Origin of the sequence: Streptomyces sp. T39 (assembly GCF_008042045.1) — a bacterium.
GTDB lineage: Bacteria > Actinomycetota > Actinomycetes > Streptomycetales > Streptomycetaceae > Streptomyces.
Genome location: NZ_RDBP01000012.1, coordinates 3,564,787 through 3,584,537, shown reverse-complemented (window position 1 = coordinate 3,584,537; position 19,751 = coordinate 3,564,787). Strand labels below are relative to the sequence as shown.

Sequence of the window (19,751 nt, the reverse complement as noted above, 5' to 3'; positions counted from 1 at the left end):
CGACCGCACCGGGGCGACCCGCGGCCGGGAGCCCTCCTCCGTCAACTTCCTGGCCTGGTGGGACGGCGACACCACCCGCGAACTCCTCGACGGCACCCGCATCGACAAGTACGGGACCGGCGACACGAGGCGGCCGGAGCGTTCGTGGTGAGCGCGCCGTTCAACCGGCAGCGCCGCCACGGCCGGCATCCCCGCCCCGCGCCCGGTCCTCGCAGGGTTCCGCCCGACCGGCGACGGCGGTGCCGCCGGAGAGCCTCCGGCGGCACCGCCGCGATCGAACCGGGCCTCGGGGCAGGTCAGTTCCGGCCGAGGAAGAAGCTCGGGTGCGGGGGCTGGTTGTAGGCGGTGTTCTGCCAGGCCAGGGCGGTGCGGTACATCCGGTCCTGGAGCAGGGTGGTGAAGCGGTGACCGGTCTCGATCGGGGTCGAGTAGATGCGCAGGGCGGTGTCGTCACCGGTCGGCCAGACGACCTCCTCGCGCCAGTCGCCGAGGATGTCGCCCGAGAGCGACGGGGTGGCCTTCGTGCCGTTGTTGGAGTGGACGCCGGAGGCCGTCAGCAGCCTGGTGTCGCCGCCGGTCCCGTACTTGTCGATGCGGGTGCCGTCGAGGAGTTCGCGGGTGGTGTCGCCGTCCCACCAGGCCAGGAAGTTGACGGAGGAGGGCTCCCGGCCGCGGGTCGCCCCGGTGCGGTCGCGGATCGAGGTGTCGGCCGCGGACCACATCTCCGCTCCGGCGTTCCCGGCCCAGATGTCGCCGGCGACCCCGCGGCCGTTGTCGCTGCCCGTGCCCGTCTTCCACCGGACGGCGCCGTTCGACGGGTCGATGTAGAGGGAGGAGGGCTGCGAGGTGGACTCCGAGACCTTGAAGTACTCCAGGCCCGGGTCGGCCGGGTCGAGGTCGGCGAGGTGCTGTGCGTCGCCGTGGCCCGTCCGGGTGGTCCACAGTCCGTGGCCGTTGTCGTCGACGGCCATCGCGCCGTAGACGATCTCGTCGCGGCCGTCGCCGTCCACGTCGCCGATGGACAGGCTGTGGCTGCCCTGGCCGTCGTAGCCCTTGCCGGCGTTGGTGGAGCTGTTGGTGTCGAACGTCCAGCGGCGGGTGAGGCGGCCGTCCTTGAAGTCCCAGGCGGCGATCACCGTGCGGGTGTAGTAGCCGCGGGCCATCACCAGCGAGGGGGTGCTGCCGTCGAGGTAGGCCGTGCCCGCGAGGAAGCGGTCGACGCGGTTGCCGTAGTTGTCACCCCAGTTGCTCACCGTGCCCCGACCGGGCACGTAGTCCACGGTCGACAGGGCCGCGCCGTCGGACCCGCGGAAGACGGTCAGGAATTCGGGCCCGCTCAGCACCCTCCCCTCGCTGTTGCGGTGGTCGGCGGACGAGCTGCCGATGACCGCGCCGACACCGTCACGGGTGCCGTCGGCGGTCTTCATGGCGACCTCGGCACGCCCGTCGCCGTCGTAGTCGTAGACCTGGAACTGCGTGTAGTGCGCGCCGGAGCGGATGTTGCGGCCCAGGTCGATGCGCCACAGCCGGGTGCCTTCGAGGGTGTAGCCGTCGACGACGGTGTTCCCGGTGACACCCGCCTGGGAGTTGTCCTTGGAGTTGGTGGGGTCCCACTTGAGGACGAAGTCCAGGTCGCCGTCCCCGTCGAGGTCGCCCACGGAGGCGTCGTTGGCCGCGTAGGTGTAGCCGGAGCCGCCGGCGGGCTTGGAGATCGGCACGTCGAGGTAGCCGGCCCGGAACTGCACGGCGTGGGCGGAGAAGTCCTGCTCCTGGCCGCCGACGACGGCCTTCACGCGGTAGTCGGCGTGCGCCGGGGCGTCCTTGTGGCGGAAGTTGGTCGAGCCGGTGATCGGGGTGTCGTTCACCTTGGCGGTGCCGCGGTACACGTTGAACGCCACGTCCGCGAGGTCGCCGGACAGCAGGCGCCAGCTCACCAGGTTGTCGGCCCCGTCGTGGACGCTGACGAGTCCGCGGTCCAGGTTCTCCGCCCGGACCACGGGCCCTTGGGCGGTGGCGGCGTACGCGCCGCCCGACCGGGGGGCGAGCGACGGCAGTGCGGCGGCCGCGGCGACGGCCAGGCCCGCGGCGAGCGCCGCGCGGTGCGGCCGTGGCATACGGGACGGGCGTCTGCGGCGCCCGCCGGTGGGGTTGCGCACGTGTCCTCCTGACATGGGGGGCGAGGCCGGTGGCCTCGTCTGCCTGTCAGTGGGCGCCGGCGACAGGGAGGTTGCCGCTTGTTTCCCCCGCGTCTCCCCGGTGTTGCGGTCCCGGGCCCGGGGCCTCTCCCCGTGCCCGTCGCGGCCCGGGGGCCGCGGGTAGAGTCCCGTCCCGGGGCCCGGTCCCGGACCCCGGCCAGGAGAGGTGGCTCGCATGGCAGCCAGCCCACGCCCGGAGCGGGCGTTCCCGGCGGCCAACGGTCTCGTCGGCGTCGGTGTCGTGGTGCTCGGGCCCGCGGGGCGGGTGCTGCTGGGCCTCGGCCACGACGGCCGCTGGGAACTGCCCGGCGGCAAGGTGGACGCGGGCGAGGACTTCGAACGGGCGGCGGTGCGTGAACTCGCCGAGGAGACCGGCCTGTCGGCCCGGCCGGCCGATGTGCGCGTCGGCGCCGTGCTGGTCGACGCGACGGGCGGCATCCCCCGGGTGACGGCGGCGGCACGCGTCGAGCGGACCACGGGCACGCCCTCGGTCAGGGAGGCCGACAAGATCGCCCGCTGGGAGTGGTTCCCGCCGGACGCCCTGCCCGCCGCCCTCTTCGCCCCCTCGGCGGCGGTCCTGGCGGCCTGGTTCCCGGGGAAGGCCGCGCAGGACGCCGCGTTCCGCCGGTACCCGGTGGGCGGGACGGCCGGGGCCTGACGCTCCGCTCCTGCCGCGGAGGCGGACGGGCAGCCGCACCGCGTCAGCCGCAGCCGCGCCCCGGCCGCTGACCCCGGCTCCCGCTCGGCCACCGCGTCGCGGACATGCGACGGCCCGGCCCGTCGGGATGGGGCTCCCGACGGGCCGGGCCGCGGTGTCTCGGTGGGGCCGTTCGTGCAGGGGGCGATCGTCCGCGGTGGGGCCGCGGGCGGTCGGGGTGTGACGGGCGTGTCCGCGGTGGGGCCGCGGGCGCGCGGGCCGGATCAGCCGAAGGTGACGTTCAGCCGGCCGTCGGAGGCGTAGGACCAGCGCAGCGCACCCGCGTAGGCGGAGCACTTGGAGCCGTTGGTGCCGGTCCAGAACTGGTTGGAGCTGTCGGCGTTCCCCACGGTCTTGTCGTTGGAGCCGTCACCGCTGCGGCACGAGACGTTGTTGCGGAAGACGGACGAGCCGCTGTCGAACGAGAAGTTGCGCTCGGTGTTGTCGATGCTGATGTTGTCGGAGATCGTCATGCTGCCCGGGTTCCTGTTGTAGGTGAACCCGTGCTTGCCGTTGTCATAGGCGATGTTGCGCCGGATGACGTGGTTGACGCCGATGTCCTCGCCGCCGAGCTTGTAGCCGTTGCGGTCACCGCTGGAGTTCTGGGTGCCGTCGGAGAGGGTGCCGTTCTCGAAGGCGAGGGAGTCCTCGATGGTGACGGCGCCGATGGGGCCGGTGTCCGTCTTGGTGTAGAGGTCCCACCCGTCGTCGATGTTGTTGTGGGCGACGGCGTAGCGGAAGACGTTGCCGGGGCCGGAGGTGAGCTTGGCGGCGAAGCCGTCGGCGTCCTCGCCGTCGGAGTCGGCGTTGTCGTGCGACTCCGCGCTCAGGATCAGGTTGTTCGAGGGCCACTGGTCCTTCGGCGTGCTGGAGAGCATCCGCGAGAGCTGGAGCCCGGTGTCACGGTTGTAGCGGGTCACCGTGCGCTCGAAGACGTTGTTGCTGCCGCCGACGAAGATGCCGTTGTCACCGGCACGTTCGACGACGATGCCCTTGACGTGCCAGTACGAGCCGTTGACCGCGAGGCCGCGGTTGGCCGGGTCCTCCGTCTGGCCGGAGAAGTTCAGCACCGGGGTCTCCCCCGGGTAGGCGGACAGCTCGGTGCGGTCGGCCGCGGTGCCGTTGTTGCCCTGGGGGATGGTGACCGTCTGGCTGTAGCGGTAGGTGCCGCCGCGCAGATGGATCGTCCCGCCGGGGGTGATGCGGCTGATCGCCGAGGTGAGCGTGGTCGGGTCGGACAGCGTCCCCGCCGCGCCGTCGGTGCCGCCCGGGGCGACGTACAGCGCGTCGGCGGTCGGCGGCGGGGTGGTCGTGCCGCCGCTCGTCTCGGCCTCCAGGTAGTCGATGTTGGCAAGACCGGCCGAGGTGGTCGGGTTGAGGCGGACGGTGTTGCTCCCTGCCGACACCGGCACGGTGAGCGTCCTGGTGGCCCAGGTGTTCCAGGCGCCGGTGCCCTCGAAGGACAGCGTCGCGGCGGTGGTGCCGTTGACCACGACGGCGGCGGGGCGCGCGGTCGTGGTCCCGTTGGCGAAACGCACGGTCAGGGTGGCGGTGCCGGCGGCCGGTGCGTTCACCGTGAACTGCACGTGGGCGCCCACCGCGTTGGTGGCGTTGCAGAATCCGCTGCCGGAGTAGCCGGCCCACTCGTTTTCGACGGCGCCGGTGCAGATCGCCGGGGATGTCTCGGCCTCGTAGCGTGCCGTGGCGGCCTGGGCCGGGCTGACGGACACCACGGCTAGAGCACCTGCCAGCAGGCCGGTGCACGCGAGGGCGGCTCTCATGTGCATGGTTCGTCTCCATGTCGGTCGGCTCGGGCGGCCCGACGGGCCGCTGACGGGGGGCGAGCACGGTGTGGGGCTGTGGTGCGTACGGTCCGGACGCGGCGGTGCGCGTGTGTCCGGCGGGGTGAACGGGTGGGGCGCCCGTCACGCCCCGCCGTGGACCGTGTGAACAGCGCCGGGTAAGCGCTTTCATCGGAACCTAGGGCCCTCCCGCCGGACCGTCAATGACTTGTACATGATTTCAATTCACGGACATGAACTTGCTGACGCCGTTTCGGACATCCGGCGCAGGGCGGTCAGGCAGCCGGAAGCGGCCCCTGCGGAAGGCCGTCGAGACGGCCCGCGACCGCGGCGGCGATGCGGTCCAGGACCTCCGCCACGGGAGCCGGCGCGGTGCTCCCGCCGTCGCGGAGGCGGACCGCGACGACCCCGTCCGCCGCCTCCCGCGCACCGACGACCATCCGGTAGGGCACGAGGCGCGCCGCCCGGATGCGCGCGCCGAGGGTCCCCGCCTCCGGACCGGCGACCTCTGCGCGCAGCCCCGGTTCCCGGCAGCGGGCCACCAGCTCCTGCGCGTAGGGCAGGTGGGCGTCCGACACCGGCAGCACCGCGAGCTGCACCGGCGCCAGCCAGGCCGGGAACGCTCCCCCGTGACGTTCGACGAGATGCGCGACCGCCCGCTCCACACTGCCGATGATGCTGCGGTGGATCATCACGGGCCGGTGCTTCGCGCCGTCCGGTCCGGTGTAGTGCAGGCCGAAGCGTGCGGGCTGGTGGAAGTCGATCTGCACGGTGGACAGGGTGGACTCACGTCCCGCGTGGTCGGCGACCTGGACGTCGATCTTCGGACCGTAGAACGCCGCCTCGCCCTCCGCCGCCTCGTACGGCAGTCCCGCACGGTCGAGCACCTCGGTGAGCAGCGCGGTGGCACGGCTCCACATCCGGGGTGCGGCGACGTACTTGCCACCCGGTCCGGGCAGGGAGAGCCGGTAGCGGGCCGGGCCGATGCCGAGGGCCGCGTAGGCGTCCCGGATCAGGCCGAGAGCGGCGGCCGCCTCGCCGGCGACCTGGTCGAGGGTGCAGAAGACATGGGCGTCGTTGAGCTGGATCGCCCGGACCCGGGTCAGCCCGCCGAGGACGCCGGACAGCTCGGCGCGGTACATGCCGCCCAGTTCGGCCATCCGCAGGGGCAGTTCGCGGTAGCTGTGGGGGCGGGAGCGGTAGACGAGGGCGTGGTGCGGGCACAGGCTGGGCCGCAGGACGACCTGCTCGCCCCCGAGGTCCATGGGCGGGAACATGTCGTCGCTGTAGTGGTCCCAGTGCCCGGAGATCTCGTACAGCTCCCGTTTCCCCAGCACCGGCGAGTACACGTGCCGGTAGCCGGCCCGCCGTTCCGCGTCGCGGATGTACTCCTCCAGGGCGTGGCGCACGACGGCGCCGTCCGGCAGCCAGTACGGCAGCCCCGCCCCCATCAGCGGGTCGGTGTCGAACAGGTCCAGCTCCCGCCCGAGCCTGCGGTGGTCGTGCACGGGGCGCCCCCCGGCGGGGTCTTCGGGCCCGGGCCTTCCGGCGAGGTCCTGCGGGGCGCGGGCGGGACGGGCTGCGTTCACGGGTCGCTCCTCGTGGTCGTGGGACGAGCGACCGCAGCACGAAGCCCCGGGGCACTCGCCCCGGGGCTTCGGATCAGGCATCGATCAGCGCGCCGGGACACTCCTCGGCGTCGTCGTCATCACAGCGCGCTTCATGCGCCGGAGGCTAGCAGCGGGTGGTGCGGGGCACGCAAGGGGATTTCGGCGGTGAGCCGCCGGGAGGGCGGAGGACGATCCGCGTAGGCCGGCAGGGTCCGCGGCGCACGGAGCAGAGTGCCGCGGCGCACGGAGCAGGGTCCGCGGCCGTCCCACATGGTGATACGGAGTGACTGCACCATGAGATGTCTGAGATCGTGACGAAACCCGTGCCCCATGCACGGATCTCGTACAGGGAGGCTCCGCCGGCGTACGGGCCGCCGCGCCCGCCCGCCGCGGCCGGTCTCCGCACCGCGTGAACGAACGTGAAAGACCGAGACATGCCCGCACCGTCCACCGGCCCGGCACCCGCACCCGCACCCGCACCCGCACCCGCACCCGTCAACTCGCGGTCACGGGTACTCGTCGCGAGCCTCATCGGCACGACGATCGAGTTCTACGACTTCTACATCTACGCGACCGCCGCCGTCCTGGTGTTCCCCACGCTCTTCTTCCCGAGCAGCGACCCGACCACGGCGCTGCTCTCCTCCTTCGCCGTCTTCGGGGCGGCGATGGTCGCCCGGCCGATCGGCGCCGTCGTCTTCGGGCACCTCGGCGACCGGATAGGGCGCAAGGCCACGCTGGTCGCCTCGCTGCTGACCATGGGCGTCGCGACCTTCCTCATCGGCGTCCTGCCGACGTACGAGCAGGCGGGCTGGATCGCCACGGCGCTGCTGGTGCTGATGCGGCTGGCCCAGGGCTTCGCGATCGGCGGCGAGTGGAGCGGCGCGGCCCTGGTCGCCACCGAGAACGCACCGAGCGGCAAGCGCGCGCTCTACGGCACGTTCCCGCAACTGGGCGCCCCGCTGGGCTTCATCATCGGCAACGGCCTCTTCCTCGCCATCGGCGCCCTGCTGCCCTCCACCGCCGGCGCCGACCCGTCGCAGCCCTCCGAGGCGTTCCTGGAGTGGGGCTGGCGGGTGCCGTTCCTGTTCTCCGCGGTGATGGTCGCGATCGGCCTGTGGGTGCGGATGCGCCTCGTCGAGTCGACCGTCTTCTCCCGGACCCGCGACGCCGGGCTGGTGCGCAAGCTGCCGCTGGTCACCGCTTTCCGCAGTCACGGGAAGCAGTTGGTCCTCGGCACGTTCTTCATGCTGGCGACCTATGTGCTCTTCTACCTGATGACCACGTTCTCGCTGAGCTACGGCCGCACAGCGAAGGACGCGGCGGTGCCCGGACTCGGGTACGGCTACACCACGTTCGTCCTGATGATGATCTTCGGCGTGCTGTTCTTCGCCGCGTTCACCCTGATCTCCGGCCCCCTCGCCGACCGGTACGGCCGCCGCGCCACCCTGATCTGCGTCACCGCGGGCATCGTGGTCTTCGGGCTGCTGTGGGTGCCCCTGACCGGCATGGGCACGCTGGGCGTGGTCCTGTGGCTGGTGCTCGGCTTCACGCTGATGGGCATGACCTTCGGCCCGATGGGCGCCCTGCTGCCGGAGCTGTTCCCGACGAGCGTGCGCTACACCGGGTCGGGCATCTCCTACAACGTCAGCTCCATCCTCGGCGCGGCCGTCGCCCCGTTCGTCGCGGTGGCGCTGTGGGAGGCCGGTGACGGCTCGCCGTGGCTGGTCGGCGTCTACCTCTCCGTGATGGCGCTGCTGACCCTGGTCGCGCTGCTGCTCGGCAAGGAGACGAAGGGGGTCGCCCTCGACGAGGGCGAAGCCGCCGCGGCCGGGGAGGAGGCGGGCACGGAGGCCGCGCCGCCCGTGGAGGCGGCCCGCTGACCCTCCCGCGCGCCACCGCGGGACCGGCCGCACCCGGGTGAGGGGTCACGGGGACGGCAGCCGCCGCCTCCCCCGGCCTCAGGCACCCCGGAGGCCGCACGCCCTGCGCGTGCGGCCTCCTCGCCTGCCGCGGAGATCGGCCGGTCGGACGGGCCCACGACCCGGCGGCCGGGCCGTCCCGGTTCCGGCGCGGCGAGAGGAAGCGGTCGGCCTTCGAGCCAACGGACGAAGGCGGCGGCCGGGCCGGGCGAATGCCGCGCGGGGGCTCATCCGTAGACGGCCGACGCCCCCAGTTCTTCCTCGATCCGGACGAGACGGTTGTACTTGGCCGTGCGGTCCGACCGTGACAGGGACCCGGTCTTGATCTGTCCGCAGCCCGTCGCCACGGCCAGGTCGGCGATCGTCGTGTCCTCCGTCTCCCCCGAGCGGTGGGAGATGACCGCCGCCCACCCCGCCCGCCGGGCGGCGGCGACCGTCCCGAGCGCCTCGGTCAGCGTCCCGATCTGGTTGACCTTGACCAGAACCGCGTTCCCCACCCCCGTGCGGATGCCCTCCCGCACCAGTGCCTCGTCGGTGCAGAACACGTCGTCGCCGGTCAACTGGCACCTGTCCCCGACACGCGCCGTCAGCTCACGCCAGCCGTCGAGGTCGTCCTCGGCCATCGGGTCCTCCACCGAGACGATCGGGTAGGCGTCGATCAGCGCGGCGAGGTGGTCGACCTGCTCGGCGGTCGTGCGCCGGACGCCCTCCCCCTCGTACACGTAGACACCGTCCCGGTGGAACTCCGAGGACGCCGGGTCCATGACGAGGCCGATGTCCGCTCCGGGCCGGTAGCCGGCCCGCTCGATCGCCGCCATGACGAAGTCGAGCGCCTCCTCCGCCGTGCGCAGAGCCGGTGCGAAGCCGCCCTCGTCGCCGACCCCGGTGGAGTGGCCCGCGGCCAGCAGGTCGCGGCGGAGCGTGTGGAAGATCTCGGAGCCCATCCGGACGGCCTCCGCGAAGGACGCCGCACCCACCGGCGCGATCATGAACTCCTGGAAGTCCAGCGGATTGTCGGCGTGCGCGCCGCCGTTGACGATGTTCATCATCGGCACCGGCAGCACACGGGCGTCGGCCCCGCCGAGGTAGCGGTACAGCGGCTGCCGGTGCGAGGCGGCGGCGGCCTTCGCGGCGGCCAGGGAGACCCCGAGCAGGGCGTTGGCGCCGAGCCGGGCCCTGGTGGGCGTGCCGTCGAGCGCGACGAGGGCGGCGTCGAGGCCGGCCTGGTCGTCGGCGTCCCGCCCGGTGACGGCGTCCGCGATCTCGCCCTTCACATGGGCCACGGCCCGGTCGACGCCCTTGCCGTGCCAGCGCCGGGGGTCGCCGTCGCGCAGCTCCACCGCTTCACGGGCGCCGGTGGAGGCGCCGGAGGGGACGGCCGCGCGGCCCAGGGATCCGTCGGCGAGGACGACGTCGACCTCGACGGTGGGGTTGCCACGACTGTCGAGGACGGTGCGGGCGGTGACGCTGCGGACCACCGTCGGCGCGGCTGAGGATGCGGGCATGGGAGTTCCTTCCCGTTGTCGCCTGCCGGGCCCGGCTGCGACGACGCTGGCGCTCGGCCCGACACCGCGAAACTGTACAGCATTGCTGTTCAGTTCAGCTGTTCAGTTCAGCTGCACAGCTCGGCTGTACAGTTTCGCTGGGTACGGGCGCTTCCGCGGTAGAGTGCCCTGTGCCCACCTCGCAAGCCGCCACCGTCGCCGCCGAGCTGCGCACCGCGATGGGCAAGCTCACCCGGCGCGTGAAGCACGAGGACCGGATCCCCCACGGCCAGGTCGCCGTGCTCGGCGTCCTGGACCGCGACGGCGCCATGACGACCAGTGATCTCGCGACCGACCAGCGCGTACGCCCGCAGTCGATGGCCCGTGCGGTCGGACTCCTCCTGGAGCAGGGCCTGGTCACCCGCAGCGCCCACCCCACGGACGGCCGCAAGTCGCTGATCGACCTGTCGGACGCCGGCCGTGCCGCGCTGGAAGCCGAGCGGGGCCGCAGAGCGGGATGGCTGACCCTGGCCATCGAGGCCGAACTGACCGCGGAGGAGCGGGAGCTGCTCGCACGCAGCGCGTCCCTGATGGAGCGGCTCGCCGCGCACTGAGGGCGCCGACGGCCGCACGGACGCCGGGCGTGACCTCTCGGGGGGCGACGCACGGATCGCCGGCGGCCGCCCGCCGCGGCGCATGGGCGGACGGTGCCGCCGAAACGCAGAAGACCCCACGTCATGTGGGGTCTCGAGCTGGTGTCCGAGGGGGGACTTGAACCCCCACGCCCGATAAAGGGCACTAGCACCTCAAGCTAGCGCGTCTGCCATTCCGCCACCCGGACCAGGTGGTCGGCCCCGGTCTCCCGCGGCGACATGGACAACAATACCAGGGGAATCAGGTGCCTCTCACCCGCATATTGCGTGGTCAGGGCAGTGGCGCGAGAGGATGCGGGGGCGTCGCAGCGTGTATCCGCACGGTTGCTCCGCGCAGTGGCTACCGTCGGCGGGTGAGCCAACGCACCCACCGGCGGCCCCGCCCGCTGTCCCCGCTCCGTGAGCACCTGCGCGACACCTTCTGGTTCGCCCCCACCCTCGCGCTGGTCCTGGTCTGCGTGGTGTGGGTCGCGGCGGACACCCTGGACACCGCGCTGCTGGAGACGCTCCAGCGGGACGAGGACTACGAGACGGTCCGGACGCTCATCTCCTGGGCCGAGGACGCCAAGACGATCGTGACGACGATCGCGTCCGCGATGATGACCTTCATCGGTGTCGTGTTCAGCATCTCGCTCGTCGCGGTGCAGATGGCGGCGGGCAACTTCAGCCCGCGCGTCGTGCGGATCTTCATCCGCAGCCGGATCAGCAAGCTCACGTTCGCGGTGTTCCTCGCGACGTTCCTGCTGTCCCTGCTGGTCCTGTCGTCGTACGACAGCGAGAGCGATCCGGCGAAGGTCGTCTCGGTGCCGCTGGTGCAGAGCGCGACGACCCTGCTGATGCTGCTGCTCAGCCTGCTGCTGTTCATCGCCTACGTGACGCAGACGCTTCAGCTGATGAAGGTGGGCCCGGTCGTCGACCATGTGACCCGGGAGGCGTTCCGGCTGCTGGGAAAGATGCGGGCGACCGTGCCGAGCGACGCGCCGCTGCCTCCGGAGGTCGCGCGGATCGCGCACGTGGGGCGGTCGGGCACCCTGCGGGACGTGCACGTCTCGCGGCTGGTGCGGATCGCGCGCCGCCGCGGGGTGGTGCTGCGGCTGGTGCCGAGGATCGGGGACTTCGTGGTGCCGGGCACGCCGCTGATCGCCGTGCACGGAGGGCACGCCGGCCTTCCGTGGAGCCGGCTGGTGCGGTCGGCGGTGTCCGTCGGCGTGGAGCGCACCTTCCACCAGGATCTGGGGTTCGGGCTGCGGCAGTTGTCGGACATCGCGCTGCGGGCCCTGTCGCCCGCGGTGAACGACCCGACGACGGCGGTGCAGGCCATCGACCGGATCGTGCAGTTCCTTGCGGCGATCGCACCGATGCCGCTGGGTGCGGTGGCCCATCGCGACCGCAGGGAGACGGTGCGGCTGGTGCAGGAGGGGCCCGGGTGGGGGGATCTCGTCGATCTCGGCTTCACGGAGATCCGGGGCTGCGCGGTCGGCAACCCGCAGGTGTCGCGCCGCCTCGCCGCGGGCTTCGACGATCTGCTGCGGATCGCCCCCGAGTCGCGGCGCGCTCCCCTGGAGCGGCAGCGTGCGCTGCTGGTGCTGGCCGTGGAGAGGTCGGTGCCGGAGGCGGCCGAGCGGGTGTTCGCGCTGACACCCGACCGCCAGGGCATCGGCTGACGCGGCGAGTCGGACCGGAGGGCCGGGGAGCGGGCCCGCGAACGTGCGGGCCGAGCAGGCAGGGGGCGGGAGCACTCCGCCGCGCATCGGCCGCCGCTGCCGGACCGCCGCGGACCACGGGGCCGCGACGGTGCGGCCCCGGGCGGCCGGCCCGGTGCCGGCCGCGCATGCGCGGGCGGGTGCGGGCCACAGGCGGCCTGGTGCCGCAACGGACCACGGGGGCCGCGGGCGGCCGGAGATCCGGCTGCCCGCGGCCCCCCGGCCGTTCCCCGCCCTCCCCGCTACGACAACTGCCCGTCGTAGTCGGGGAGCTTGTACGCCTTCTCGGCGTGGCCGCCGACGATGTCGGTGGTGTTGTTGCCGATGTTGGCGATGATCGTGTAGCCCTTGGCCTCGATCTCGGCGCGCTTCTCCGTCTTGTAGGCGCTGACCTCCTCGAACAGGTCCGGCAGGTCGCGTACGTACAGGCCGTCGACCGGGTAGCCGGACTTCTTCAGGTTCCAGTCCGTGAGGGAGTGGATGATGCCCGGCCGGGCCGTGACGAAGAAGACGGCGACACCGCGGGAGTCGGCGTAGCGGGCCAGGTCGCGCACCTGGCCGACGGCCGGGGTGGGGAGCTTCCAGAACGGGTGGAAGTGGGTCTCCAGCGAGGTGTTGTCGATGTCGAGGACGATCGCCTGCTTCTCGCCGCCCGCGTCGGCGGAGCGGGCCTCGATGTGGGCCCGGGCCCCGGCGAGGGCGGCGGTGACGTCGCGCTGCCAGGTGCCGTAGTCGACACTCGCCGTGCCGGCGGCGGCGGTGACGCTCGCGGTGGTCCGGTCGGGTGCCGCTTCGAGGGCGGTGGCCTGGGCGACCGGGCCGGTGGCGAGGGCGAGGCCGGCCGCGAGGGTGAGGGCGGCGCGGGTGGTCGTGGCGCGTGCATGCATGGGGGGTCTCCTGGGTGTGGAACCAGCTCAGGGCCCGTTCGCCGTGGTCTCCGGCGAACGAGTTGACATGCTCGCGCCCCATCATGGACGGAAGACGACGTTCTTACTACCGGTCGGTAGCGACTTCTCCGAACAGATCCCGACAGGGCGGCCCCGCCCGCGGGTCGCGCCTGCGGGCGGGGCCGGTCCGTCAGCCGCGGGAGCGCAGGGCGGCCAGGTTGTCGTAGCTCGCCCGGGCCACCTCGAGGGACTGCCCCGGGACCGTGGCGCTGGGCGCGCCGTCGTGCTCGATCATCGGGTTGTGGTATTTCTTCGCACCCACCCGCCGGAAGAAGGTCCGGTAGTCGATGTCGCCCTCGCCGAAGGTCACCATGTCGTAGCCCTGGCCGTTCTGGGTGTTGACGGTGCCGTCCTTGGCGTGGAACAGCGGATAGCGGTGGTTGTGGCGGGCGACCAGGCCCGCCGGGTCGAACACCTGCTCCACCTGCGACCCGTCGTGGGCGGTGTACGAGCGGAACTTGTACTGGGCCACGTGCGCCCAGTAGACGTCCATCTCCAGCCAGACCAGGCGCGGGTCCGTCCGCTTCAGGAAGTACTCCAGCTTGCGGATGCCGGAGCTGCGCGTCGGGCGGCCCTGGTCGTCGAGCGGTCCGCCGTCCAGCAGGAAGCCGTACGCGGCGTCGTGGTTGTGGGTGTAGAGCTTGATCCCCTCCCGGCGGGCGACGGCGCCGAGCGCGTTCCATTTGTCGGCGGCCACGTCCCAGTCGGCGCGGTAGGAGCTTCCGGTGGGGTCTCCGCCGGTCCCCATGTGGTCCATGCCGAGGATGTTGGCGATCTCCAGATGGCGCTTGAAGGTGTCGAGGTCGGGCGTGGTGAGCGGCCAGGAGCCGGGGATGAAGCCGTGGTTGCCCTGGGCGCGCAGGCCGTAGTCGTCCAGCCAGGAGCGGAGCAGTCTCGCGCCCTGCACCGTCTCCAGGTCCGCGCCGCCGGGGGCGTTGGCGTGCTGGCGGTAGCCGGCGAACTCCACCTGCCGGTAGCCGTACCGGGACAGCTGGCGGAACACCTCGCGGAAGCCGGACGGCAGGTCGGTGGCGAGCGGGTCGCGTCCCGTGGCGTCGCGGACGGTGTAGAGGATGATGCCGCGCTTGTGGGACGGGACCAGGGCGGAGCCGCGGCCCGGGCCGTGGCCGGGGCGCGGCCCGCCGTGGGCCACGGCGGGCGCGGCGCCGAAGACCGGCGCCGCCACGGCGGCGCCCGCGACGGCGGTGCAGGTGCTGAGGAAGCGGCGGCGGCTGACGCCTAGGGTGCGGCGCAGGGACTCACCGGTGGCGGATTCGTCGTTGAACGCGGTCACGTGTTCTCTCTCTCGTGTCGGACGTGTCGGACGTGCGGGGCGCGGGTCGTACGGACGGGGCCCGTGACGTACGGGGGCGAAAGCGGGACAGAGCGGAGGCGAGGCGTAAGCAGGGCGGCAAGGAGGCAGGACGGGGGACGGGGGCCGCTCGTCCTGTGCTCCACCCCCCACGCCGTGAACGGCCGCCTGGCGGCCACCGAGGTGAAGTCCCTGCTGCTGCGGCTGGCCGGTTCGAGACCGGCCAGCCGCAGCAGCAGGGACTTCACCTCGGTGGCCGCCAGGCGGCCGTTCACGGCGTGGGGGGTGGAGCACAGGACGAGCGGTCCCTCCTCGTCGCTCGCCGGGAGGCGGCCGTGGCTGCCGCGGACGGGCGAGGGGTCCAGCGGCACCACGGCCATCCGGTAGCGCATGCCGAGCTTCTTGCGGGCGACGGCAGCGGCGGCCTTCACCCGCACATAGGGGTCCTCGGGGTCCATGAAGAGCTCGACCGGGTCGTAGCCGGGCTTGCGGTGGATCTCGACGAGCTGGGCGAAGTCGGGCGCCCGGGCGTCGTCGAGCCAGTAGTAGTACGTGAACCAGGCGTCCGGCTCGGCCACGGCGACCAGTTCGCCCGAGCGCGGGTGGTCGAGGCCGTTCGCCTTCTTGCCCTCGTCGTCCAGCAGCTGGTCGACGCCCGGCAGCCCGGCCAGCACCTCGCGGGTGGCCTCCAGGTCCTCGGGCCTGCGCACGTAGACGTGGGCGAGCTGGTGGTCGGCCACCGCGAACGCGCGCGAGGCCATCGGGTCGAGGTACTCCATGCCGTCCTGGGTGTGCACCTCCAGGAGCCCGGCGCGCCGCAGGGCCCGGTTGATGTCCACCGGCCGGCTCACCTGCGTGATGCCGTACTCGGAGAGGGCGACGACCGTGCGCCCTTCGCGGCGGGCGTCCTCCAGGAGCGGTCCGATGACGGTGTCGAGTTCGGCGGCGGCACGGTGGGAGCGCGGGTCGTCGGGGCCGTAGCGCTGGAGGTCGTAGTCGAGGTGGGGCAGGTAGGACAGGGTCAGGTCGGGGTGCCGGGTGCGCATGACGTGCCGGGTGGCGTCCGCTATCCACCGGCTGGAGACGATGCCGGCTCCCGGGCCCCAGAAGTGGAACAGGGGGAACGTGCCGAACTTCTCCGTGAGTTCGTCGTGGAGGGCCGGCGGGCGGGTGTAGCAGTCGGGTTCCTTGCGGCCGTCGGCGTAGTAGACCGGGCGGGGGGTGACCGTGAAGTCGGTGTCGGCGCCCATCGCGTACCACCAGCAGATGTTGGCGACGGTGTAGCCGGGGTGGGCTCGCCGGGCCGCGTCCCAGATCCTGTCACCGGCGACCAGTCCGTTGTGCTGGCGCCACAGCAGGACGTCGCCGAGTTCGCGGAAGTACCACCCGTTGGCCACGATGCCGTGCTCGGCGGGGAGGGTGCCGGTGAGGAAGGTGGACTGGGCCGCGCAGGTGACGGCGGGCAGCACGGTCGTCAGCGGGGCCCGGGAGCCGGCGGCGGCAAGGGCCTTGAGGTGGGGCATGTGATCGAGGAGCCGGGGGGTGAGGCCGACGACGTCCAGGACCAGCAAGGGGGTGGGGCGCGTGTCGCTCATGGCAGTTCCTTGAGGCCGAGGTCGGTCAGCAGGTCGCGGGCCAGGGTGAGTTCGGCGGCGATGCCGTCGGCGAGCTGGATGCGGTTGCGGGGGCGCAGGTCGGGCGGGAGCGCCTGCCAGGTGTAGGTCTCGACCTCCAGGTGGCGGGTGCGGGGCTCCGGCCCGCCGACGAGCAGCGCCAGGGTGTCCTTCAGGACCGGCAGGGTGGACGTCAGCGGCGGGGTGGGCCGGAGCCCCGCACCCGGCCGACGGCGCTCGCCGCGCTCGCCGCCGCGGGCGTCACCGTCCCCAAGGCGCAGCTGTCCGCCGCCCTGCACGCCGAGCACCCGCACCTCCCCGAGGTCCGCGACGCCCTGGCGGCCTTCGCCGAACCGCGCTTCCTCCACCAGACCCGCACCAGCACCGCCGYCGGGCTGCGCGGCACCGACGACCTCGACGAGGCGGTCGCGGGCGGGGCGCTCCCCGACGGGAGCCCCTGGCGCTCCCACTTCCACGTCCCCCTGCACGCCCCGCCCGCGACCGCCTCGTCGAGGTCGTCGGTGCCGCGCAGCCCGGCGGCGGTGCTGGTGCGGGTCTGGTGGAGGAAGCGCGGTTCGGCGAAGGCCGCCAGGGCGTCGCGGACCTCGGGGAGGTGCGGGTGCTCGGCGTGCAGGGCGGCGGACAGCTGCGCCTTGGGGACGGTGACGCCCGCGGCGGCGAGCGCGGCGAGCGCCGTCGGCGGGTCCTCGAAGGAGGTGGCCAGATGGCAGGTGTCGACGCAGACGCCGATGCGGTGCGGGGCGCCGACGGCGGTGAGCGGGGCGATGGCGTCGGCCGTGGTCTCCACGGTGCAGCCCGGCTCGGGTTCCAGGGCGATCCTGATGGATCTGCCGGTCAGCTCCTGGAGCGCGTCGAGCCGTTCGGCGAGGGTGACAAGGGCGGCGCGTGCGGTCTCGGCCCGGTCGGGGCCGAACCCCGTGCGCCAGGCGAGCGGGAGGGTGGAGACGCTGCCCTCGGTGACGTCGTCGGGCAGCAGGGCGGCGAGCAGCCGGGCGAGGTCGGTGGTGTGGGCGAGGCGTTCGGGGTCGGTCCAGTCGGGCCGGTAGACGCGGTACTTGACCTCCTCGGCGCCGAAGCCCTCGTAGGGGAAGCCGTTGAGGGTGACGACCTCCAGCCCTCTGCGGTCCAGCTCCGCGCGCAGGGCGCGCAGCGCGGCCGGGTCGTCGATCAGGGCGCGGGCGGCGTCCCTGGCGAGCCACAGTCCGATGCCGAGCCGGTCGCGGCCGAGGCGCCTGCGGACCGGTTCGCAGTTCTCGCGCAGCTGGGCGAGGACGCCGTCGAGGGTCTCGGCGGGGTGGACGTTGGTGCAGTAGGAGAGGTGGACGACGGACCCGTCGGGGTGGCGGAAGCGCATCCGTGGGCCCTCATTCCCCGCCGCGGAGGATGGAGTTTCCCTCGTGGAGGCCGCCCTGTGGGGGCGGGACGTCGAGCTGGAGGCGGCCGCTGAGGCCGTAGAAGGCGACGGGGTTGCGCCACAGGACCTTGTCGACGTCGTCCTCGTCGAAACCGGCCGCGAGCATCGCGTCGGCGACCTTGCGGGTCTTGAGCGGGTCGCTCCTGCCCCAGTCCGCGGCGGAGTTGACCAGGATCCGGTCCGTCCCGTAGGTCTTCAGCACGGCGACCATCCGGTCCTCGTCCATCTTGGTGTCGGGGTAGATGGAGAACCCGAGCCAGCAGCCGCTGTCGACGGCGTGCTTCACCGTCGTCTCGTTGAGGTGGTCGACCAGGACGCGTTCGGCGGACAGATCCGAGTCGCGCACCGCGTCGAGCGTGCGGTGCAGGCCGGCCAGCTTGTCGCGGTGCGGGGTGTGGACGAGGGCGGGCAGCCCGTGGTCGGCGGCGAGCTGGAGCTGCGCGGCCAGCGCGGTGTCCTCGGCGGGGGTCATGGAGTCGTAGCCGATCTCGCCGACCGCGACGACGGAGTCCTTGACCAGGTAGCGGGGCAGCGCGTCGAGCACGGGGGTGCAGCGGGGGTCGTTCGCCTCCTTGGGGTTCAGCGCGATCGTGCAGTGGTGGGCGATGCCGTACTGGGCCGCGCGGAACGGCTCCCAGCCGAGGAGCGCGTCGAAGTAGTCGAAGAAGCTGGCCGGGGAGGTGCGCGGCTGCCCCAGCCAGAAAGCGGGCTCCACGAGGGCGCGCACACCGGCCGCGTACATGGCCTGGTAGTCGTCGGTGGTGCGGGAGGTCATGTGGATGTGGGGGTCGAAGATGCGCATCAGGACTCCTCGGACCGCGGGGGCGTCGTGGTGGCCAGGGCGAGCACCCGGTCCAGGTCGTGGGGGATGTGACGGCCTGCGGCCGCGCGTTCGGCTGCGTAGTCGGTGAGCATGCGGGCCAGTTCGCCGTCGCCGTTGGCGCGCCGCTCCAGTGCGGCGACGGCGTCCACGGGCACCTCGGTGAACAGGCACTTGAGGACGGCGTGCCGCCACGCGTGCCGGTCGAGGTGGAGGGCCGCGTACGGGCCGACGGCGGCGGCGACGAGCCGGGTGTCGTTGGTGCGCAGCGCGTCGTCGACGAGCGGCAGTGCCTGGGGGCCGGGCACGAGATGGGGCAGGGCGTGGAGCACCGCCAGGCGTTCGGCGGCGCTGCCCTGCCGGTAGAGGCGGGTGAGGGTGTCCAGGTCGGCCCGTGCCTCGGTCAGCAGCAGGACGCGGACGGCGTCGGCGCTGTCCCTGCCGCAGTGGCGTCCCGCGGCGGCGAACCGGAGCTCCCAGGTGTGGGCGGTGTACGGGGACGAGGCCGGCGGCGGCGCCCACCCCCGAGGCGCTCGCCGCACACCTCGACGACGGTGAGGCCCTGGTAGCCGGTGTCGGCGAGGGCGGCGAGGACGGGCGGGAAGTCGATCTCTCCGTCGCCGAACGGCAGGTGCTCGTGGACTCCGCGGCGCATGTCCTCGATCTGGACGTGGCGCAGCCAGGGGGCCGCTTCGCGCACGCAGTCGGCCGGTGACGACGGCTCCAGGCACTGGCAGTGGCCGATGTCGAGGGTGAGGCCGAGAGGCGTGGGGTTGCCCATCACGGTGCGCAGATGGTGGAAGTCGCCGAGGGTGGCGAGGAGATGGCCCGGCTCGGGTTCGACGGCCAGGGGCACGCCGGCCGCGGCGGCGGCGTCGACGACGGGCCACAGCGCCTCCTCCAGGCGCTTCCAGGCGGTGCCGGGGTCGGTGCCGGGCGGGGTGATGCCGCTGAAGCAGTGCACGGCGTGGGCACCGAGGTCGGCTGCGGTGCGCACGGCCGTGGTGAGCAGGGCGGTGCGGGCGGCGCGGGCGTCGGGGTCGGGGTCCAGCAGCGACGGGCCGTGCTTGCGGCGCGGGTCCAGCACGTAGCGCGCCCCGGTCTCGACGGTGACGGTGAGGCCCAGTGCGCCCAGGCGGCGGGCCACCCGTGCGGTGCGGGCCGGCAGGTCGGGCGCGAGGGGGTCGAGGTGCATGTGGTCGAGGGTGAGGCCGACGCCGTCGTAGCCGAGGTCGGCGAGGAGGCCGAGGGCGTCGTCCAGCCGCAGGTCGGTGAGTCCGTTGGTGCCGTAGCCGAACCGGAGCGGGGAGGGGGGCGCGCTGCTCATGTGGGGCTCACCTTTCGTGCGAGTCGGCGGGCGAGCGGGACGAGGCCCATGACCGCCAGCCCGGTCGTGGTCGCTCCCGACCGGGCGGCGAGGGCGGCCTGGAGCGGGATCATGGCCCGGATCCCGCCGCCCACGGCGCGCTGGGTGAGCGGCGGGGACGGGTTCAGGGCGGCGTGGAGGAAGGGGCGGGCCGCGGTGCGGGCGTAGGCGGCGGCGAGCAGCGCGGTCACGGCC

At 73.1% G+C, this 19,751-nt stretch carries 12 protein-coding genes, 1 tRNA gene and 6 pseudogenes; 5 read left to right on the top strand and 14 right to left on the bottom strand.

Features of this window, described 5'->3' with window-relative positions; translation table 11 throughout:
• Positions 1–130, top strand: a pseudogene (locus EAO77_RS41360) (hypothetical protein); the annotation flags it as partial.
• Positions 131–296: 166 nt separating this feature from the next.
• On the opposite strand, the gene EAO77_RS17260 reads toward EAO77_RS41360, so the two are convergent.
• Positions 297–2,114 (bottom strand): rhamnogalacturonan lyase, encoded by a 1,818-nt coding sequence (locus EAO77_RS17260; protein WP_187283275.1) that lies wholly within the window; start codon positions 2,112–2,114, stop codon positions 297–299.
• A 256-nt stretch (positions 2,115–2,370) separates the two neighbouring features.
• On the opposite strand from EAO77_RS17260, the gene EAO77_RS17255 reads away from it, so the two are divergent.
• Positions 2,371–2,853: a nucleotide triphosphate diphosphatase NUDT15 gene (locus EAO77_RS17255; protein WP_147988833.1), complete on the top strand. Its 483-nt coding sequence runs from the start codon at positions 2,371–2,373 to the stop codon at positions 2,851–2,853.
• A 263-nt stretch (positions 2,854–3,116) separates the two neighbouring features.
• Here EAO77_RS17255 and EAO77_RS17250 read toward each other — a convergent pair whose 3' ends face one another.
• Both EAO77_RS17250 and thrS read right to left on the bottom strand, forming a co-directional pair.
• A complete protein-coding gene (locus EAO77_RS17250; protein ID WP_147988832.1) occupies positions 3,117–4,679 on the bottom strand; it encodes a carbohydrate-binding protein in 1,563 nt (520 codons plus the stop codon).
• Between the two features lie 290 nt (positions 4,680–4,969).
• Positions 4,970–6,202, bottom strand: a complete 1,233-nt coding sequence (gene thrS / locus EAO77_RS17245; protein WP_147989189.1) for a threonine--tRNA ligase — start codon at positions 6,200–6,202, stop codon at positions 4,970–4,972.
• A gap of 536 nt (positions 6,203–6,738) precedes the next feature.
• On the opposite strand from thrS, the gene EAO77_RS17240 reads away from it, so the two are divergent.
• Positions 6,739–8,184 carry an MFS transporter gene (locus EAO77_RS17240; RefSeq protein ID WP_147988831.1) on the top strand — a complete coding sequence of 482 codons (1,446 nt, stop codon included), beginning with the start codon at positions 6,739–6,741 and terminating at the stop codon, positions 8,182–8,184.
• 266 nt (positions 8,185–8,450) lie between these two features.
• Here the strand turns inward: EAO77_RS17240 and eno are convergent, their stop codons facing one another.
• The gene (gene eno, locus EAO77_RS17235) at positions 8,451–9,728 is read right to left on the bottom strand and encodes a phosphopyruvate hydratase (protein WP_147988830.1); all 1,278 of its coding nucleotides are present in this window, start codon (positions 9,726–9,728) and stop codon (positions 8,451–8,453) included.
• 170 nt (positions 9,729–9,898) lie between these two features.
• Here eno and EAO77_RS17230 point away from each other — a divergent pair, with 170 nt between their 5' ends.
• Entirely contained in the window at positions 9,899–10,321 is a 423-nt protein-coding gene (locus EAO77_RS17230; protein ID WP_147988829.1) for a MarR family winged helix-turn-helix transcriptional regulator, read from the top strand.
• Positions 10,322–10,460: 139 nt separating this feature from the next.
• On the opposite strand, the gene EAO77_RS17225 is transcribed toward EAO77_RS17230, so the two are convergent.
• Positions 10,461–10,548 (bottom strand) — tRNA-Leu (locus EAO77_RS17225).
• 165 nt (positions 10,549–10,713) lie between these two features.
• Here EAO77_RS17225 and EAO77_RS17220 point away from each other — a divergent pair.
• Positions 10,714–12,024, top strand: coding sequence for a DUF2254 domain-containing protein (locus EAO77_RS17220; protein ID WP_147988828.1), 1,311 nt, complete (start codon positions 10,714–10,716; stop codon positions 12,022–12,024).
• Between the two features lie 281 nt (positions 12,025–12,305).
• On the opposite strand, the gene EAO77_RS17215 is transcribed toward EAO77_RS17220, so the two are convergent.
• The 9 genes and pseudogenes from EAO77_RS17215 to EAO77_RS17170 all read right to left on the bottom strand — a co-directional run.
• On the bottom strand, positions 12,306–12,950 hold the full coding sequence (locus tag EAO77_RS17215) for an HAD family acid phosphatase (RefSeq protein WP_147988827.1): 645 nt from the start codon (positions 12,948–12,950) through the stop codon (positions 12,306–12,308).
• Positions 12,951–13,140: 190 nt separating this feature from the next.
• Positions 13,141–14,304: a sugar phosphate isomerase/epimerase family protein gene (locus EAO77_RS17210; protein ID WP_147988826.1), complete on the bottom strand. Its 1,164-nt coding sequence runs from the start codon at positions 14,302–14,304 to the stop codon at positions 13,141–13,143.
• A 230-nt stretch (positions 14,305–14,534) separates the two neighbouring features.
• Positions 14,535–15,917, bottom strand: a pseudogene (locus EAO77_RS17205) (alkaline phosphatase family protein); the annotation flags it as partial.
• Positions 15,914–16,144 (bottom strand): annotated as a pseudogene (locus EAO77_RS17200) (xylose isomerase); the annotation flags it as partial. The pseudogenes EAO77_RS17200 and EAO77_RS17205, both read right to left, overlap by 4 nt.
• A gap of 209 nt (positions 16,145–16,353) precedes the next feature.
• Positions 16,354–17,310, bottom strand: a pseudogene (gene eboE, locus EAO77_RS17190) (metabolite traffic protein EboE); the annotation flags it as partial.
• A 10-nt stretch (positions 17,311–17,320) separates the two neighbouring features.
• Positions 17,321–18,172 carry a TatD family hydrolase gene (locus tag EAO77_RS17185; protein WP_147988825.1) on the bottom strand — a complete coding sequence of 284 codons (852 nt, stop codon included), beginning with the start codon at positions 18,170–18,172 and terminating at the stop codon, positions 17,321–17,323.
• A pseudogene (locus tag EAO77_RS17180) lies at positions 18,172–18,702 on the bottom strand (EboA domain-containing protein); the annotation flags it as partial. The gene EAO77_RS17185 and the pseudogene EAO77_RS17180, both read right to left, overlap by 1 nt.
• Positions 18,594–19,517 carry a sugar phosphate isomerase/epimerase family protein gene (locus EAO77_RS17175; protein ID WP_147988824.1) on the bottom strand — a complete coding sequence of 308 codons (924 nt, stop codon included), beginning with the start codon at positions 19,515–19,517 and terminating at the stop codon, positions 18,594–18,596. The pseudogene EAO77_RS17180 and the gene EAO77_RS17175, both read right to left, overlap by 109 nt.
• Positions 19,514–19,751 (bottom strand): annotated as a pseudogene (locus EAO77_RS17170) (prenyltransferase); the annotation flags it as partial. The pseudogene EAO77_RS17170 and the gene EAO77_RS17175, both read right to left, overlap by 4 nt.

Excerpts from the sequence above, each read along its gene's own strand:
- EAO77_RS17175 (WP_147988824.1), bottom strand. The coding sequence starts at position 19,517 with ATGAGCAGCGCGCCCCCCTCCCCGCTCCGGTTCGGCTACGGCACCAAC.
- eno (WP_147988830.1), bottom strand. The coding sequence starts at position 9,728 with ATGCCCGCATCCTCAGCCGCGCCGACGGTGGTCCGCAGCGTCACCGCC.
- EAO77_RS17255 (WP_147988833.1), top strand. The coding sequence starts at position 2,371 with ATGGCAGCCAGCCCACGCCCGGAGCGGGCGTTCCCGGCGGCCAACGGT.
- EAO77_RS17240 (WP_147988831.1), top strand. The coding sequence starts at position 6,739 with ATGCCCGCACCGTCCACCGGCCCGGCACCCGCACCCGCACCCGCACCC.
- EAO77_RS17215 (WP_147988827.1), bottom strand. The coding sequence starts at position 12,950 with ATGCATGCACGCGCCACGACCACCCGCGCCGCCCTCACCCTCGCGGCC.
- EAO77_RS17260 (WP_187283275.1), bottom strand. The coding sequence starts at position 2,114 with ATGCCACGGCCGCACCGCGCGGCGCTCGCCGCGGGCCTGGCCGTCGCC.
- EAO77_RS17250 (WP_147988832.1), bottom strand. The coding sequence starts at position 4,679 with ATGCACATGAGAGCCGCCCTCGCGTGCACCGGCCTGCTGGCAGGTGCT.
- EAO77_RS17185 (WP_147988825.1), bottom strand. The coding sequence starts at position 18,172 with ATGCGCATCTTCGACCCCCACATCCACATGACCTCCCGCACCACCGAC.